Below are 17613 nucleotides of genomic sequence, written 5' to 3'. Positions count from 1 at the left end.
CTGAGAGAAGGCAGACTCCGTTGTCCCAGCTCTCCCCAGTGCTGAAACAGGCCACCCCCGTCGTCGCCATGCGCGGCGAAGGCCTCCACCTCTACGACGCCGACGGCCGCCGCTACCTCGACTTCACCTCCGGCGTGGGGGTGACCAGCACCGGCCACTGCCACCCCAAGGTGGTCGAGGCCGTCCGCGAACAGGCCGGCCGGCTGCTCCACGGCCAGTACACCACCGTCCTGCACGACCAACTCCTCACCCTCACCGAGCGGTTGGGCGACTTCCTGCCGCCCGGCCTGGACTCGCTGTTCTACGCCACCGCCGGAACGGAGGCGGTGGAGGCGGCCCTGCGACTGGCCCGGCACGCCACCGGGCGGCAGAACGTGATCGTCTTCGAGGGTTCCTTCCACGGCCGCACCATGGGCGCGGCCTCGCTCACCACCGCCGGGACCCGCTTCCGCGCGGGCATCGGCCCGCTGGTGCCCGGGGTCGCGGTGGCGCCGTTCCCGGCCGCCTTCCGCCTCGGGCTGTCGCAGGAGGAGGCGGTCGCGCACGCCCTGCACGGGCTGGACGAGGTGCTGGCCACCGTCTCCGCGCCCGCCGAGACGGCCGCCGTGTTCGTCGAACCGGTGCTCGGCGAGGGCGGGTACGTCCCCGCCCCGGCCGGTTTCCTCGCCGGGCTGCGCGAGCGCGCCGACCGGCACGGCATCCTGCTGGTGCTGGACGAGGTGCAGACCGGCTTCGGCCGTACTGGCCGGTTCTGGGCCCACCAGCACGAACCCGAGGTGGTGCCCGACGTGCTGATCACCGCGAAGGGCCTGGCCAGCGGCTTCCCGCTGTCCGCCATCGCCGCGCCGACCGAGCTGATGAAGCGCGCCTGGCCCGGCTCGCAGGGCGGCACCTACGGCGGGAACCCGGTGGCCTGCGCCGCCGCCCTGGCCACCCTGGACGTGCTGCGCGAGGAGCGGCTGGTCGAGAACGCGGCCGAGCAGGGCGCCCGGCTGCTGGACGGCCTGCGGGCGGTCGCCGCCGGGGCGCCGGGCATCGGCGACGTCCGGGGCCTCGGGCTGATGGCGGCCAGCGAGTTCTGCCGCCCGGACGGCTCGCCGGACCAGGACACCGCCCGGCGGGTCCAGCAGGCGGCGGCCGACCTCGGGTTGCTGCTGCTGACCTGCGGGATCCACCTCAACGTGGTCCGGATGATCCCCGCGCTGGTCGTCACGGCCGCGCAGATCGACGAGGCGCTGGCGCTCTGGTCCAAGGCCGTCGCGGCCGGGGCCCGGCCGGAGGAGGCGGCGTGAACGAGCGCGCGGTGGCCGAAATCGGATGGAGCAGCCTCGAGTTGGAGGCCAGGCGGCAGCTGTGGTCGCTGCCGCTGGGCGACGAGGAGCGGCGACTGCTCTGGGCCGACGCCCGGGCCGGACGCTGGGGCGCGGGCGAGCCGGTGCGCGAACGGCTGCGGTCCTTCACGCGGGAGAGCATCGACGCGGTCGGGCTCGCCCACGTCGCCAACCTGGTCGACCCGGCCCAGCCGGAGCAGGAGATCACCGAGGCGCTGGCCTTCCTGCTGCGGGACTACGGCCGGATCGTGCCGCAGAACGGGCGCGGCGACCTCACCTCGGTGCTGCGCGACCAGGACGGCGACGGCAACACCGAACTCGGCTTCCACTGCGACACGTGCGACCTGCTCGTCCTGCTCTGCCTCCAACCCGCCTTCCACGGCGGCGGGCTGACCAAGCTGGCGAGCGCCCGGCACGTCCACGACCTGATCGGGCGGGAGCGCCCGGACGCGCTGGCCACCCTCTGTCAGGACTGGACCTTCGACCGGACCGGCCGGGCGGGCCCGCAGCTGGTCGTCACCCCGATCCTGTACCCGAGGAAGGACGGGACGATCGGCTGCTACTACCAGACCCGGACCGTCCGCTCATCGCCGGACCGGGGCGGGCCGGAACTGACGGACCGCCAGTGGGAGGCGCTGGGCGTGCTGGACGAGGTGCTGTACCGGCCGGAGATCGCCTTCGGCCTGCCGATGGCCGCCGGGGACCTGCTGATCATCCGCAACAGCCGGGTGCTGCACGGGCGTTCGGCCTACGTGGACGAACCCGGCCGGCACGCCCGGCGGATGCTGCGGATCTGGCTGAACGAGGGGGAGACATGGACGCCCTGAACGGGAGGATCGCCCTGGTCACCGGTGGCGGCAGCGGGCTCGGCCGGGCCTCCTCGCTGGCCCTGCTGGAGGCGGGCTGGACGGTGGTGCTCGCCGGGCGGCGCAAGGACGCCCTGGAGGAGACCGCAGCGCTCGCGGACGTCGACCCGGCGCGGGTGCTGACCGTCCCGACCGACATCCGCAGCCCCGAGGAGGTCGCCCGGCTCTTCGACGCCGTCCGCGACCGGTACGGCCGACTCGACCTGCTGTTCAACAACGCGGGCGCCGCCGCCCCGCGCCGGCCGATCACCGAGACGCCGTTCGGCGACTGGAACCGCGTCCTGGACACCATCGCCACCGGCAGCTTCCTGTGCGCCCGGGAGGCCTTCCGGCTGATGAGCACCCAGACCCCGCAAGGTGGCCGGATCATCAACAACGGCGCGCCCTCGGCGCACGTGCCGCGCCCCAACTCCCCGGCGTACACCGCCGCCAAGCACGCCGTCCTCGGCCTCACCAAGGTGCTCGCGCTGGACGGCCGCCCGTACGGCATCTCCTGCGGGCAGATCGACGTCGGCAACATCGCCCCACCGGACGGCAGTCCGCAGCCCGCCGCGATGCAGGCCGACGGGACGATGGCGGTGGAGGCGACCATCCCGGTGGACCGCTTCACCGAGGCCCTGCTGCTGATGGCCTCGCAGCCGCCGGACACCAGCATCCAGTCGCTGGTGGTGCTGCCGACCACCATGCCGTTCGTCGGGCGGGGATGAACCGTGCTGGTCAGCGCCCGCTCCTTCGCCGAGTACCGCGCGATGTTCGCGCTCACGGACCGCGACCTCGGCCGGCGCATCCTGGACTGCCCGGGCGGCGCGGCGAGCTTCGTCGCCGAAGCCGGGCAGCGGGGCGTCGACGCGGTCGCCGTCGACCGCGAGTACGCGGTGCACCGCGAGGAGTTGGGCCTGCTGGTCGAGCGGGAGAGCAGCTTCAAGCGCGAGCTGCTGGCGGAGCAGACGGCGGGCTTCAACCGGTCCTGGTACAGCGACGCGGACGACCAGATCCGGCAGTGGACCGCCAACTCCCGGCTGTTCCGGGCAGACATCGCCGCCCGCCCGGAGCGCTACGTGGCCGGGGCGCTGCCCGAACTCCCCTTCTCCGACCGCTCCTTCGACCTGGTGCTCAGCTCGCACCTGGTCTTCTCCTACGGCAACCGGCTGGGCGAGGAGTTCCAGCAGGCCGCCCTGCTGGAACTCGCCCGGGTGGCCCGCCGGGAGGTCCGGCTCTTCCCGGTGACGGTGTACGACACCGGCGAGCGCCACCCCGGCCTGGAACGGCTGCGCGAGGAGCTGGCGGGCGCCGGGATCGACAGCAGGCTGGAGCGGGTGCGGTACGAGTTCCAGCCGGGGGCCGACGAGATGCTGGTGCTCGGCTGCACCGGCTACCGCCCTCCGGCGCGCACCGCCCCGGGTGCCGGCCGACCCGGCGCGATGCCCGTCGACCCGGTCCGGTGGCGGCACCGCGAGCGGAGCGACTGAGGACCCGCCGCCGGCGCTGCCCGAAGAGCTTGACGGGAGAGCGCGGCCCCCAGCGGCGCGCCCTGCTCGACGCCGTGGGGGAGTGACGGGCCGGTGGCGCCGGTGGAGGGCGGCGCCACCGCCAACTCCCGGCCCGATCACGGGACTTCCCCCGTTCACCTGGTGTCCGCGGGCCCGGCCCGGGCGTCTGCACAGGTCGCACCGTATGTCCGCGACTCCCGGACGGCCCCGTGGTGATCATTTGGTGCGGCCTGCTTCAAATATCGTGCACGTGTTTCACATATCCCCCTCGTCGGTGCCCCCCGATGCTCTAGATTGATTTTCACTTCGCACGGTAGGACGCGAGGCGCGACGAGTCATGAACTACGGGTCCGGTGCTGCGGACGGTCCGTGGTCGCGTCCCCGGCGGCTTGTGTTCGATGAGCGGTGCTCGGTGCCCGGAACGGGCCCTGGGCCTGTCCGGATGTTCAAGTAGCGCGGCAGCGGCCGGTTTTGGCATGCGCGGGAGGCGGGGCCTCCCTGAACCAGGAACAGCGCGGCACGGGAGGCGGAGCAGCCTTCCGGGGGGAGGAACGCACAGGTGCGGGAGGCGCGGGCCTCCCGGGGGGAGGAATCGTGTGGAGCGAGCACGTCGAACCCACTGGCGACCTGGACGGGACTGTTGAGCAGGAGGAGGGGGAGTTAGCCGGCCCGTTTCCACCGGCGCCCGGGCGCCCGAGGAACGGGAGATTCAGCAAGCCCGAGCTCGACTGGGAGCAGCAGTACCGCCGTACCGTGATCATCAGCGACACCGTGGCCACCGCCTTCGTGGTGGCGGCGATCGGCGGTTTCTTCGGGGTCCGGGACGCGGCCAACTGGCACGAGAAGTGGGGAATCCTCGCCTTCGGCACCGAACTGCTGGTGCTGGGCGCGCTGGCGACGACCCGCGGGTGGGCCCCGGCCGTACTCGGCCAGGGCGCCGAGGAGTTCCGCCGGCTCGGGCGCTCGCTGTTCACGGCGGCAGTCGTGCTGGCGCTCGGCGGGATCGCCCTCACCTCGCACAACATCAAGCTCTGGATCTTCGTCGCGATCCCGGCGATCACGCTCGTCACCATGACCGAGCGGTACGTGCTGCGGCTGGGGCTGCACAAGCAGCGCAACCGGGGACGGTGCCTGCGCCCGGTGCTCGCCGCCGGGAGCCCGGCCACCGTGCGCGACCTGATCACCCGGACCCGCAAGTTCCCGCACCTCGGCTGGCGGGTGGAGGCGGTGTGCACGCCGTACGCGCTCGGCCCGGGCGGTGACCGGCTGGACGGGGTGCCGGTCGTCGGCCGGCTGACGGACGTCGCCGACCACGTCCGCCGCGACGGCTACCGGGTCGTCGCGATCACCCCGGACCCGTACTGGTCGCCGGACCGGCTGCAGCGGCTGGCCTGGAACCTGGAGGGCGGCGACGCCGAGATGGTGGTGGCGCCCGTGCTGATGGAGGTGGCCGGCCCTCGGCTGCACGTCGACGCGGTGCTCGGCATCCCGATGCTGCGGGTCAGCATGCCCGCCTTCACCGGGGGCCCGCGGGCGGTCAAGGCGGTCGTCGACCGGCTCGGCGCCGCGCTGCTGCTGGTGCTGTTCGCGCCGCTGATGGTGGCCGTCGGGCTGCTCGTGCTGGTGGACAGCCCGGGCGGGGTGTTCTACCGGCAGCACCGGGTCGGCAAGGACGGCCGCCAGTTCACCCTGGTCAAGTTCCGCACCATGGTGGCCGGGGCGGACCGGGCCCGGGCCGGGCTGGCCGACCGCAACGAGGGCGCCGGCCTGCTGTTCAAGCTCCGCCGGGACCCGCGGGTGACCCGGGTCGGCGGAGTGCTGCGACGGTACTCGCTCGACGAGCTGCCGCAGCTGCTCAACGTGCTCACCGGCTCGATGTCGCTCGTCGGGCCGCGGCCCCCGCTGCCGGAGGAGTCCGCCGCGTACGGCCCGGACATCCGGCGCCGGCTGCTCGTCAAACCCGGGCTCACCGGCCTGTGGCAGATCAGCGGACGCAGTGACCTGCCCTGGGAGGAGGCGGTCCGGCTGGACCTGCGGTACGTGGAGGACTGGTCGCTCGCACTGGACGCGGTGATCTTGTGGAAGACGCTGCGTGCGGTGCTCCAGGGCCAGGGGGCCTACTGATGGCCGGGGGGCGTCGTCGTCCGGTCGGCGCGCGGATGGCCGGCCCGCAGGGCCTGCCCGAGGGGAGGAACGGCTCATGAGGATCAGTGTCCTGGGGCTCGGCTACGTGGGCTGCGTGTCGGCCGCGTGCCTGGCCGGCCTGGGCCACGAGGTCATCGGGGTGGACGTCAACCAGGTGAAGGTCGACCTGGTCAACGACGGCAGGGCCCCGGTGGTCGAGGAGCGGATCGGCGAACTGATCGCCGAGGTCGTGCGGACCGGAGCGCTGCGCGCCACCGGCGACGTCCGCGAGGCGGTGATGGGCAGCGAGGTGTCGCTGGTCTGCGTGGGCACGCCGTCGGAGCCCAACGGCAGCCTGTGCACCACCTACCTGGAACGGGTCGCCGAGCAGATCGGCGCCGCGGTGGCCGGGCGGGGCGGGCGGCACACCGTCGTGTTCCGCAGCACCATGCTCCCCGGCACCTGCCTGAACCTGCTGGTGCCGATCCTGGAGAAGCACGCCGGCGGCACCGCCGGGACGGACTTCGGGGTCGCGGTCAACCCGGAGTTCCTGCGCGAGGGCACCAGCGTGCGGGACTTCTTCGACCCGCCCAAGACCGTCATCGGCGAACTCGATCCGGCCAGCGGCGACGTGGTCGCGGCACTGTACGAGGGACTGCCCGGCGAGGTGTTCCGGGTGCCGGTGCCGACGGCCGAGGCGATCAAGTACGCGGACAACGCGTTCCACGGCCTCAAGATCGGCTTCGCGAACGAGCTGGGCGCGGTCTGCCAGGCGCTCGGGGTCGACTCGCACCAGGTGATGGACGTCTTCCTGGCCGACCGCAAGCTGAACATCAGCCCCGCCTACCTGCGGCCCGGCTTCGCCTTCGGCGGCTCCTGCCTGCCCAAGGACCTGCGCAGCCTGGTCCACGCGGCGCAGCGGGCCGACGTCTCGGTGCCGATCCTGTCCCACGTGCTGCCCTCCAACTCCGACCATCTGCAGCGCGCGGTGGAGCTGGTCGAGCGCACCGGCAAACGCCGGGTGGGCCTGTTCGGCCTGTCCTTCAAGCCCGGCACCGACGACCTCCGGGAGAGCCCGCTCGTCGAACTGGCCGAGCGGCTCTTCGGCAAGGGCTACGAGCTGCGGATCTACGACCCCAACGTCAACCTCTCCCGGCTGCTCGGCGCCAACCGCGAGTACATCGAGACCCGGCTGCCGCACCTCGCGCAGCTGCTCGCGCAGTCCGTCGGCGAGGTGCTCGACCACGCCGAGGTGTGCGTGGTCGGGACCAGGGACCCGGCCGTGCTGTCGGCGCTGCCGCACGGCGACGACCCGGTGATCGTCGATCTCGTCCACCTCCCCGACGCCGACGCGCGCCGGGCCGAACCGGGGTACGCGGGCCTTGCTTGGTGACGAAGAGTTCAGTGACACATCGTTCGGTGACGCATCGTTCGGTGACGCGGTCGGCGGCGGCGGGCGGACCCGTCGCGCGCTGGTCCTGGTGGAGAACCTGTCCGTGCCGTTCGACCGCCGGGTGTGGCAGGAGTGCACGACGCTGCGCGACGCCGGCTGGACGGTCGACGTCATCTGCCCGCGCGGGAGCAAGCGGGACACCGAGCCGGAGGCGGTGGTCGACGGGGTACGGATCCACCGCTACCCGCTGCGCGCGGCCACCGGCGGCCCGGCCGGCTACCTCCAGGAGTACGGATCGGCGCTGTGGCACACCGCCCGGCTGGCCCGCAGGGTCGGGCCGGTCGACGTGGTCCACGCCTGCAACCCGCCCGACCTGCTGTTCCTGCCCGCCCTGTGGCTGAAGCGGCGCGGTGCGCGGTTCGTGTTCGACCAGCACGACCTGGTGCCCGAGCTGTACCTCTCCCGCTTCGACCGCGGCGAGGACCTGCTCTTCCGCGCCGTGCGCGCGCTGGAACGGTGGACCTACCGGGCCGCGGACGTGGTGCTGGCCACCAACGAGAGCTACCGGGACGTCGCCCTCAGCCGCGGCGGCCGGCGGCCCGGGGACGTCTTCGTGGTGCGCAGCGCGCCCGACACCGAGCGGTTCAGGCCGGTGCCGCCGGAGCCGGAGCTGAAGCGCGGCAAGCCGCACCTGCTGTGCTACCTCGGCGTCATGGGCCCGCAGGACGGCGTCGACTACGCCCTGCGGTCCCTGGCGAAGCTGCGCGACGAGTACGGGCGCAGCGACTGGCACGCGGTGTTCGTCGGCGGCGGCGACACCTTCGACGCGATGGTGGAGCTGTCCCGGCGGCTGGGGCTCTCCGAGCTGGTGCAGTTCACCGGCCGCGTCCCGGACGCCGACCTGGTGCGCTACCTGTCCACCGCGGACGTGTGCCTGTCCCCGGACCCGCGCAACCCGCTCAACGACGTGTCGACCATGAACAAGGTCCTGGAGTACATGGTGATGGGCCGGCCCATCGTCTCCTTCGACCTCAGGGAGGCGCGGGTCTCCGCCGGGGACGCCGCCGTCTACGCCCCCGCGAACGACGAGAGCGAGTTCGCCCGGCTGATCGCGGAGCTGATGGACGATCCGGAACGGCGGGCGTGGATGGGCAAGCTGGGCCAGGAGCGGATCAACGGGCCGCTCGCCTGGCGCAACTCGCAGCGCTCGCTGCTCGCCGCCTACGCCGCCGCCTGCCGTCCCAGGGCGCGCCGTTGAGCGACGACACGATCCGCCTGGTCACGATCGGCCGGATCCTGCGCCGGCGCCGGCGGCTGCTCGCCGTCCTCGCCGTCCTGGGCGCGCTCGTCGGCTACGGCAGCTCGCTGCTGTTCCCGCCGAGCTACACGGCGTCGGCCTCGGTCCTGCTGCCCGGGGTGTGGCAGGACCGGGAGCTGCTGACCCAGGCGGAGATCGCGACCAGTTCGGTGGTGGTCGACCGGGCCGCCGCCACGCTCGGCTGGGCAGGGGTCAGTGGCAGCTCACTGCGGGACAAGGTGAGCGCCACGGCCGCGGACGGGAACATCATCAGGATCTCGGGCACCGCCGAGACTCCCGAGCGCGCCCAGCAGCTCTCCGACCAGGTGGCCCAGCAGTTCGTCACCTTCGCCGGGCGCATCGCGGGCGACAGCGCCGACCCCGAGGCGGCCCAGCCCGAGGCGCTGCGGCAGCTGGTGGTGCAGGCCAGCCGCCGCATCACCGACCTGGCCGCCGCCGCCGACCCGGGGCAGACCGTGGAGAGCGTGCAGACCCGCACCGAACTGGAGAAGCTGCGCACCACGCTCCAGGACGCCATCAAGAAGCTGGACCAGGCCGACCCGGCCGCCAACAAGGCCAACATGGTCGTCATGGGCTCGGCGCCCCGGCCGTCCGGCGAGGCACCGCCGACGAGGACCCAACTCGTCGCCGCGGGCGCGCTGTTGTTCTTCCTGCTCGCCGTCGTCGGCCATCTCACCGCGGCCCGGACGAGCCGGCGGCTGCGCACCGGGCCGGAGATCGCCGCGGCGCTGGGCTCGGTGCTGCTCGGCACCGTCGACGTCCCCGCGGAACGCGGCGCCCACCGGCCGCGGGGGCGTGGCCCGCGGGCCCTGACCGGCCGGTTGCTGGGCCTCGACGTCCGGTGGGACCTGCCGGCCCCGCAGACCTCCGGCGGCGAGGCGAGCCGGCAGCTCCGCCGCCGGCGGGTGTGCGCCCGCCTCCGGGAGCAGCTCCCGGACGCCGGGCGACTGCTGGTGCTCGTCCCGGACGGCGACGAGACGGCCCGCCGGGCCGCCGGGCAGCTCGCCGACGAGGCGGGGAGCGATCCGCTGCTGCGGGTGGTCGGGGTCCCGGTCGCCCGGCCGCTGCTGCCGGAGCGCGAGGACGAGTCCGGTGCGCTGGTCGTGCTCAGCGCGGGCAACTGGACGGCGGAGGAGCTCGCCGGAATCGCCGGGGCGTGTGAGGACGCCGGGCAGGAACTCGCCGGAGTCGCGTCGCCGGCCCGGTCCGGGAGCGTCCGGCGCGGTCCCGGGGCCGGCGCCCGGACGGCGACGAGCCGGCGCCCACGGTCGCCGAGCCCGTGCTCGCGCTCGGCGACGACCCGGGGAGAGGTTCGGGGTGACGACGAGTACGACCGCCGGGTCGTCGCCCGCACCGCTGCTGGACCTCCAGGCGCTGGTGGTCGCCGTGCGCAGGCGCCGCCGCCTCTGGTGCTCCCTGGCGCTGCTCGGGCTGCTGCTCGGCGCGGCCGTGGCCTTCCTGCGGCCGCCGCCGCCGACCGCGGCGACCAAGGTGCTGGTCGCCCACCAGGCGGACCAGCCGAACGACCCCGGAACGCTGATCCGCACCGACGTCGCCCTGCTCCAGACCACGGAGATCGCCGACCAGGCCCTCAAGTCCCTCGGCTCCCCGGACAGAACGGAGGACTTCATGCGGACCTACGGGGGGACCGGCCTGACCAACAACCTGCTGCAGATCACCGTGACCGGCCGCAGCGAAGCGGAAGCGGTGGCCCGGGCCGAGGCGCTGGCCGACGCCTTCGTCGCCGACCACGTGAAGCGGATCAAGGATGCCGCGGACGCCGAGGCCAAGGCCCTGCTCGACCAGCGCGACCGGCTGCGGGACCAGCTCGCCCAGGTCAACCAGTCGATCGGCGACGCCGCGAAGCAGACCGGGCCGAACGCGTCCGCGAACCTGGAGTCGCTCTACGCCAACCGGGCCGAACTCGCCTCCCGCATCACCGACTTCGGCCAGCGCGCGGCGGAGGCGCAGGTCGGCACGCCCCGGCTGGTCGCCGGCACCCGGATCGTGGACGCCCCGCGCGCGGTGCGGCAGTCCCTGCCCACCACCGCCGCGACCGACGCCGCGATCGGGCTCGTCCTCGGGCTCGTCCTCGGAATCGCGGTGGCCGCCGTCGGCGCGGTGGTGGCGGACCGCCCCGTACTGCGCCGGGAGATCGCGGCGAACCTCGGCGCCTCCGTCATCGCCGAGCTGCGCCGGGTGCCCCGCCACCCGGCCGGCCGTTGGCGGCTCCGGCGGACCAGGGCGGCCCGGGCCAGGCTCACCACCACCCTGGCCCGCACCGTGCGCGGCTGCGCCGAGGCGGTGTCGCTGCTGGAACTGGGCTGCGCGCACAGCACCGGCGCGATCGCCCTGGACCTCGCCGGGGCGCTGGCCGAGGAGGGGCCGGTGGTCGTCGTCGACGGCCTGCCCGGCTCCCGGCTCTCCCGGCGCCGCCCCGGACCGGATGGCCCGACCGTGGTGGTCGACGGCGAACGGGCCGGGGCCCTGCCGCCCGGTCAACGCCGGCTCGGCGTCGGCTCCGTGGCGCCCGGCACGGCCTGGACCGACCTGGGCCACCTCGGCACCCGGACCGTCCTCGTGGTGCGCGCCGGGCACGGCAGCGCCGCCTGGCTCCACACCGTGGCGCGTCAGCTCGCCGACCAGCGCATCCCGGTGCTCGGAGTGGTGCTGATCGACCCCGATCCGCGGGACCGGACCGACGGCACCCTGTGGGACGGCCCGCACACCGCGCCGCGCGGCCGGAACGGACCGCAGGCCCGGCAGAACCGGACGGGCCGGCGGCGGACGGAACGACTACCGATGTGGACCGCACGGGTCCCCGACAACGACCAGGAGGCGAGGTAGGACATGTGCGGCATCGCGGGCACGTACCGATGGCCGGACGGGAAGGCCGTGACCGACCTCCTCACCGACACCCTCGCCCACCGGGGCCCGGACGGGTCGGGCCGGTACAGCCACCCCCTCGGTGACGGCGAGGTGCACCTCGGGCACCGCCGACTGGCCGTCATCGACCTGTCCGGGACCGGCGCCCAGCCGATGGTCTCGGACGGCCTGGTCCTGACGTACAACGGCGAGCTGTACAACGCTCCCGAGCTGCGCGCCGAACTGGCGGCCGCCGGGGTGCGCTTCCGCGGCACCTCCGACACCGAGGTGCTGCTGGAGGCCTGGCGGCGCTGGGGCACGGACTGCCTGCCCCGACTGCGCGGCATGTTCGCGTTCGGGATCTTCGACGAGCGCACCGGCGAGCTGGTCCTCGCCCGCGACCAGCTGGGCATCAAGCCGCTCTTCCTGGTCCGGCGCGGCGGGGGCCTGGTGTTCGCCTCGGAGCTCAAGGCGCTGGCCGCCGCCACCGGCGGATCCCTGGAGGTGGACCCGGCGGCGCTGGTGGCCTCCCTGCTGTACTACTGGGTGCCGGACTCGCGCTGCGCGTTCCGCGAGGCGGAGAAGCTGCCGCCGGGCAGCTGGCTGCGCTGCCGGCCAGACGGCCGGGTGGAACGCGGCCGGTACTGGCACCTGCGGGAAGTCGCCGCGGAGGGCCGGGAACGGGCCAGGGCCGGCGAGCTGCCGGACCTCGCCGCCGTCGTCGAGGAGTCGACGAGGCGTCACCTGCTCGCCGACGTCCCGGTGGCGACCTTCCTCTCCGGCGGGCTGGACTCCAGCTACCTGACCGCGCTGGCCGCCCGCGACCACCCCGGGATCTCCGCCTACACCATCGGCTTCCGCGCCGAGGACGCCAGGTTCGAGGCGATGCCGGACGACCTGCGCTACGCCCGGCGGGTGGCCGAGCGGTTCGGCGTCGACCTGCACGAGATCGAGATCGCCCCGGACGTGCTCGACCTGCTGCCGCGGATGACGTACCACCTGGACGAGCCGATCGGCGACCCGGCCGCGATCAACACCTTCCTGATCTGCTCGGCCGCCCGGGAGGCCGGGGTCAAGGTGCTGCTCTCCGGCATGGGGGCCGACGAGCTGTTCGCCGGCTACCGCAAGCACCTGGCCAACCGGCTCGCGCTGCGCTACCAGCGCATCCCGCGCCCGCTGCGGCGCGGCCTGGCCGCCGCCGTGGACCGGCTGCCGGTCGCCACCGCCAACCGGGGGTTCCGCTCGGTGCGGTTCGCCAAGCGCTTCCTCTCCTTCGCCGACCTGCCGGAGGAGACCGCGTTCCGGCGCAGCTACACCATGTACGACCGGGAGGAACTGCTCGCCCTGGTGAATCCGGACCTGGCCGGGGCGGTCGAGGACGTGCTGACCGAGCACGCGGACGTCTACCGGGACAACGAGCTCGACGACTTCGTCAACCGCATGTGCCTGGGCGACGCCCGGATGTTCCTGCCGGGCCTGAACCTCGCCTACACGGACCGCTCCAGCATGGCCGCCTCCACCGAGGTGCGGGTGCCGTACGTGGACGTCGAGGTGGTCAGGGCGGCGTTCACCGTCCCCGGCGACCGCAAGATCGTCGGACGGCAGGGCAAGGCCGTGCTCAAGGAGGCGGCCAGCTCGGTCCTGCCCCGGGAGATCGTGTACCGGCCCAAGGGCCTGTTCAGCGCCCCGCTGCGGGCCTGGATGAGCCGGGACCTGGCACCGCTGGTGCGCGAGGTGATCCACGACGGCGAGCTGGTGCGGTCCGGGTTGCTGCGCCGCGACGCGCTGGCGCGGCTGGCCGCCGAGGACGCCGCCGGGCAGCGGGACTTCTCCAAGCACCTGTGGCACGTGCTGACGCTCGAGTACTGGTACCGCGGCGCGACCTCCGGCTCCGGCCGGGGCGCCGGGCCGACGGCTTAGGAACAAGGGGACTTCCGGTGAAACAGGTTGTGCAGAACTACAAGAGCGGCGAACTGTCGGTGCTCGACGTGCCGGTGCCGGGGTGCAAGCCGGGCGGGGTGCTGGTGCGCAGCGCCTTCTCGCTGATCTCCACCGGGACCGAGCTGATGAAGGTGTCCGAGGCCGGCATGTCGATGCTGGGCAAGGCCCGCTCCCGGCCGGACCAGGTGGCCAAGGTCGTGCAGAGCGTGGCCGTCAACGGGCTGCCCGCCACGTACCGCAAGGTGATGGGCAAGCTGGACTCCTACACGCCGCTGGGCTACTCGCTGTGCGGGGTGGTCGAACAGGTCGGCGCCGGGATCGACGACGTGAAGGTCGGCGACCTGGTGGCCTGCGCGGGCAACGAGCACGCGCTGCACGCCGAGGTGAACTGGGTGCCGAGGAACCTCTACGTCCCGGTGCCGGACGGCCTCGCGCCGCGGCACGCGGCCTTCGGCACCGTCGGGTCGATCGCGCTGCAGGGCGTGCGCCAGGGCGAGCCGCAGCTGGGCGAGGTGGCGCTGGTCATCGGCCTCGGCCTGATCGGGCAGCTGGTGGTGCAGCTCCTCGCCGCCGCGGGGGTGCGGGTCGTCGGGGCCGACCCCGACCCGGTGCGCTGCGAACTCGCCGAGCGGCTGGGCGCCGTGGCCTGCGGCGACCCGGGCTCCGCGGCCGTGGAGAACGCCGTCGCCGAGCTGACCGGCGGCCACGGCGTGGACCAGGTGTACCTGGCGGCCGGCGGCGGCAGCAACCAGCCCGTCGAGCTGGCCGCCCGGCTCGCCCGGGACCGCGGCCGGGTCGTCGACATCGGCAAGTGCCGACTGGACCTGCCGTGGAACGCGTACTACGAGAAGGAGCTCGACGTCCGCTTCTCCCGCTCCTACGGCCCCGGGCGCTACGACCCGGAGTACGAGCTCGACGGGCGGGACTACCCGATCGGCTACGTGCGCTGGACCGAGCGCCGCAACCTGGCCTGCTTCCTCGACCTCGCCGCCCGCGGCCGGGTCGACGTGGAACCGCTGATCTCCCGCATCGCCGACTTCGAGGACGCCGTCGAGACCTACCGGCAGCTGAAGGACGGCGAGTTGAAGGCCGTCGCCGTGCTGTTCCGTTACCCCGGGGAGGCGGGGGCGGGGGAGGCACAGGCTCCGGCGGTTGCGGTGCCGGCGGTGCGCCGCGGCACGGCGGCCGCCCCGGCCCGGCCCTCCAGGTCGCCCGTGCGGCTGGCCTTCGTCGGCGCGGGGAACTACGCGACCTCGATGCTGCTGCCGCACCTGGCCCGGCGCGAGGGCGTCGAACTGTCCGCCGTCGTCACCACGACGGCGCTGTCCGCCGCCAACGCCCAGCGGAAGTTCGGCTTCGCCCGGGCGACCACCGACCTCGACGCCGTGCTCGGGGACGCGTCCGTCGACGCGGTGTTCGTGGTCACCCGGCACAGCTCGCACGCCGAACTGACCCGCAGGGCGCTGCTGGCCGGCAAGACGGTGTTCGTGGAGAAGCCGCTGGCCCTCACCGAGGACGAACTGGCCGGTGTGCTGGCGGCGGTGGAGGAGTCCGGCAACGACCGGTTGCAGGTCGGCTTCAACCGCCGGTTCGCGCCGCTGCTGCGGGAGGCCAAGGCCCGCTTCGGCGCCCGCACCGGCCCGGCGAGCCTGCGCTACCTGGTCAACGCGGGCCGGCTGCAGCCTGGCAGCTGGTACCTCCAACAGGGCACCGAGGGTTCGCGGTTCGCCGGTGAGGGCGGGCACTTCGTCGACACCGCGAGCTGGCTGCTGGGGGCCGACCCGGTCTCGGTGTACGCGGTCGCCCCGTCCGGCAACGAGGACCTCCAGATCGTTCTGCGCTACCCGGACGGCTCCACCGCCACCCTCAGCTACGTCACGGCCGGCGCGCCCGGCTTCCCCAAGGAGACGCTGGACCTGGTCGCGGACGGCAAGGTGCTGAAGCTCGACGACTTCGTCCGCGCGTCCGTCTACGGGAGCAAGCGGTGGGTCAGCTCGCGGCTGCCCAAGGCCAGGGACAAGGGACAGTCCGCCGAACTGGCCTCCTTCGTCAGGGCCGTGCGGACCGGTGGGCCGATGCCGGTGCCGCTGGAGTCGCTGGTCGCCACCACCGCGGCCACCCTCGCCGTCCAGGCCGCCCTGGCCGGCGGCGCGCCGGTGACCCTGGAGAGGTCGCTGTGACCATGAGCGCGGGCTGGTACCTGCGGCGGCTGTCGCGGATGGGGCCGCAGGAGGTCGGCGGCCGGGTCGGCGACGCGGTGCGCCGGCGGCGGTGGCGGTCCTCGGTGCCGCCGCACGGCCCGGGCGCGCCCGGTGCCCGGTTCACCGCCGTGCTGCCCGCCGGGGCGCTCGCCGCGGTGCCGCCGGAGGCCGCCAAGCGCCTGCTCGCCGAGGCGGACCGGCTGATGGACGGGCACGCCGAGTTCTTCGGGGTGGACCGCGACGACCTGGTCGCCCCGGACTGGTGGCGCGACCCGAGGACCGGGCGCCGCGCCCCGGCCGGCTACGCCTTCGACGTGCCGTACCGCGACGAGGACGCGGTCGGGGACGTCAAGCAGATCTGGGAGCCCTCCCGGCACCAGTACCTGACCGTGCTCGCCGCCGCCCACGCGCTCACCGGCGACGATCGCTACGCCGAGCGGGTGGCCGAGCACCTGCGGTCCTGGTGGGCGGCCAACCCGCCGCTGCGCGGCGTGCACTGGATCAGCGGCATCGAGCTGGGCATCCGGCTGCTGTCCTGGGTGTGGATCCGCCGGCTGCTCGACGGCTGGCCGGGCGCCGCCGCCCTGTTCGAGCGCAACCCGGTGGCGCTGGACCAGATCTGGCACCACCAGCGCTGGCTGGCCGCCTTCCCCAGCCGGGGGTCCTCGGCGAACAACCACGTCATCGCCGAGGCCGCCGGGCAGTTCGCCGCGGCCTGCGCCTTCGGGTGGTTCCCCTCCTCGGCGCGCTGGCGCTCCGGCGCGCTGCGCTCCCTGGAGCGGCACCTGCGCGCCAACACCTTCCTGTCCGGCCTCAACCGCGAGCTGGCCACCGAGTACCACGGACTCGTCCTGGAACTCGGCCTGGCCGCGCTGGCCGAGGCGGACGCCGCCGCCGTGCCCGTCCCCGCGACCGTCCGGGTGGTGCTGCTGCGGATGACCGACGCCCTCGCGGCCGTCGTGGACGACCGGCTGCGGCCGCCGCGCCAGGGGGACGCCGACGACGGGCACGGACTGGTCCTGGACGGCGCGGGCACCGACCGCTGGGCCTCGCTGCTGGCCACCGGGGACGCCGTGTTCGGCCGCCTCGCCTGGTGGCCGGAGACGGCGGGCGCCGATGCGCGCACCCCGCTGCTGGCCGCGCTGATCCGCCCGTACGGGCGGGACACGGCCGTGTCCCGCCCGGCGGGCCGCCCGGTCCACTTCCCCGACGCGGGGATGACGATCCTGCGCGGGCCGGGGGAGATCTGGTGCCGCTGCGACGGCGGTCCGCACGGCTTCCTGTCCATCGCCGCGCACGCCCACGCCGACGCGCTGTCCCTGGAGGTCCGGCACGACGGCGTCGACGTGCTCGCGGACCCGGGGACGTACTGCTACCACGGGCAGCCCGAATGGCGGCGCTACTTCCGCTCGACCCGGGGCCACAACACCCTGGAGGTGGACGGCGAGGACCAGTCCCTCTCCGGCGGGCCGTTCCTGTGGACCCGGCACGCCCGCACCCGCGTCCTGGTCGCGGACACCTCCGACCCGGGGGTGGCCCGCTGGTGCGCCGAACACGACGGCTACCGGCCCTCGGTGCACCGCCGCCGGGTGGAACTGACCGCCGCGAGCCGGGAGCTGCGGGTGGTCGACGAACTGCGCGGCCCGCGCCGGGCCGTGCGCCTGGCGTTCCACCTGGGCCCGGAGGTCACCGCGGACCTGACGGGCCACCGGGCCGTACTGACCTGGACCCGGGACGGCGAGGACCGCTCCGCCGTGCTCGACCTGCCCGGGCAGCTCTCCTGGCAGGCGCACCGCGGCGAGACGGACCCGCCACTGGGCTGGTACTCCGCCGGCTTCGGACGCAGGGAACCCGCCACCACGCTGGTCGGCACCGGCTTCGCCGACGGCACGCAGGGGTTCACCACCGTCCTCGGGTTCCGGGGCTAGGGGGCGGCGAGCGTGGGGATCACGAGGCGGCACGGTGGGGCGTGGGCGGCGGCGCCGCTGACGCTCGCCCTGCTGACGGCCACGGGCTGCACGAGCGGCTCGGACGCCCCGCCGGAGCCGACCGCCGCGCCGACCGGGTCGGCGGCCGTCGCCCGG

11 protein-coding genes and 1 pseudogene are annotated in these 17613 nt (G+C 74.3%); all 12 read left to right on the top strand.

The window, feature by feature from the left end; translation table 11 throughout:
* The first annotated feature begins 20 nt into the window (after positions 1-20).
* Positions 21-1292, top strand: a complete 1272-nt coding sequence (locus HS99_RS28975; RefSeq protein ID WP_030553523.1) for an aspartate aminotransferase family protein — start codon at positions 21-23, stop codon at positions 1290-1292.
* Positions 1289-2158 carry a TauD/TfdA family dioxygenase gene (locus HS99_RS28970; protein ID WP_030283362.1) on the top strand — a complete coding sequence of 290 codons (870 nt, stop codon included), beginning with the start codon at positions 1289-1291 and terminating at the stop codon, positions 2156-2158. The genes HS99_RS28975 and HS99_RS28970 overlap by 4 nt, the downstream gene beginning before the upstream one ends.
* On the top strand, positions 2146-2904 hold the full coding sequence (locus tag HS99_RS28965) for an SDR family oxidoreductase (RefSeq protein WP_030283364.1): 759 nt from the start codon (positions 2146-2148) through the stop codon (positions 2902-2904). Before HS99_RS28970 ends, HS99_RS28965 begins: the two co-directional genes overlap by 13 nt.
* A gap of 3 nt (positions 2905-2907) precedes the next feature.
* A complete protein-coding gene (locus HS99_RS28960) occupies positions 2908-3666 on the top strand; it encodes a class I SAM-dependent methyltransferase (RefSeq protein WP_030553521.1) in 759 nt (252 codons plus the stop codon).
* A 648-nt stretch (positions 3667-4314) separates the two neighbouring features.
* Positions 4315-5811, top strand: coding sequence for a sugar transferase (locus HS99_RS28955; RefSeq protein WP_030553518.1), 1497 nt, complete (start codon positions 4315-4317; stop codon positions 5809-5811).
* 76 nt (positions 5812-5887) lie between these two features.
* Entirely contained in the window at positions 5888-7204 is a 1317-nt protein-coding gene (locus HS99_RS28950) for a nucleotide sugar dehydrogenase (RefSeq protein WP_030283370.1), read from the top strand.
* A complete protein-coding gene (locus HS99_RS28945; protein WP_046385705.1) occupies positions 7194-8462 on the top strand; it encodes a glycosyltransferase family 4 protein in 1269 nt (422 codons plus the stop codon). Before HS99_RS28950 ends, HS99_RS28945 begins: the two co-directional genes overlap by 11 nt.
* Positions 8459-9843, top strand: a pseudogene (locus HS99_RS41750) (Wzz/FepE/Etk N-terminal domain-containing protein). Before HS99_RS28945 ends, HS99_RS41750 begins: the two are co-directional and overlap by 4 nt.
* Complete coding sequence (locus tag HS99_RS28935; protein WP_030553514.1) at positions 9840-11369, top strand: Wzz/FepE/Etk N-terminal domain-containing protein; 1530 nt, start codon at positions 9840-9842, stop codon at positions 11367-11369. The pseudogene HS99_RS41750 and the gene HS99_RS28935 overlap by 4 nt, the downstream one beginning before the upstream one ends.
* 3 nt (positions 11370-11372) lie before the next feature.
* Positions 11373-13307: an asparagine synthase (glutamine-hydrolyzing) gene (asnB, locus tag HS99_RS28930; RefSeq protein WP_030283378.1), complete on the top strand. Its 1935-nt coding sequence runs from the start codon at positions 11373-11375 to the stop codon at positions 13305-13307.
* A gap of 17 nt (positions 13308-13324) precedes the next feature.
* The gene (locus tag HS99_RS28925) at positions 13325-15508 is read left to right on the top strand and encodes a bi-domain-containing oxidoreductase (RefSeq protein ID WP_030553512.1); all 2184 of its coding nucleotides are present in this window, start codon (positions 13325-13327) and stop codon (positions 15506-15508) included.
* Positions 15509-15510: 2 nt separating this feature from the next.
* The gene (locus tag HS99_RS28920) at positions 15511-17457 is read left to right on the top strand and encodes an alginate lyase family protein (protein ID WP_030283384.1); all 1947 of its coding nucleotides are present in this window, start codon (positions 15511-15513) and stop codon (positions 17455-17457) included.
* The last annotated feature ends 156 nt before the right edge of the window (positions 17458-17613 follow it).

This window comes from Kitasatospora aureofaciens, from assembly GCF_001188955.3.
Classification (GTDB): Bacteria; Actinomycetota; Actinomycetes; order Streptomycetales; family Streptomycetaceae; genus Kitasatospora; species Kitasatospora aureofaciens.
This window is presented reverse-complemented; position numbering and strand designations above follow the sequence as displayed.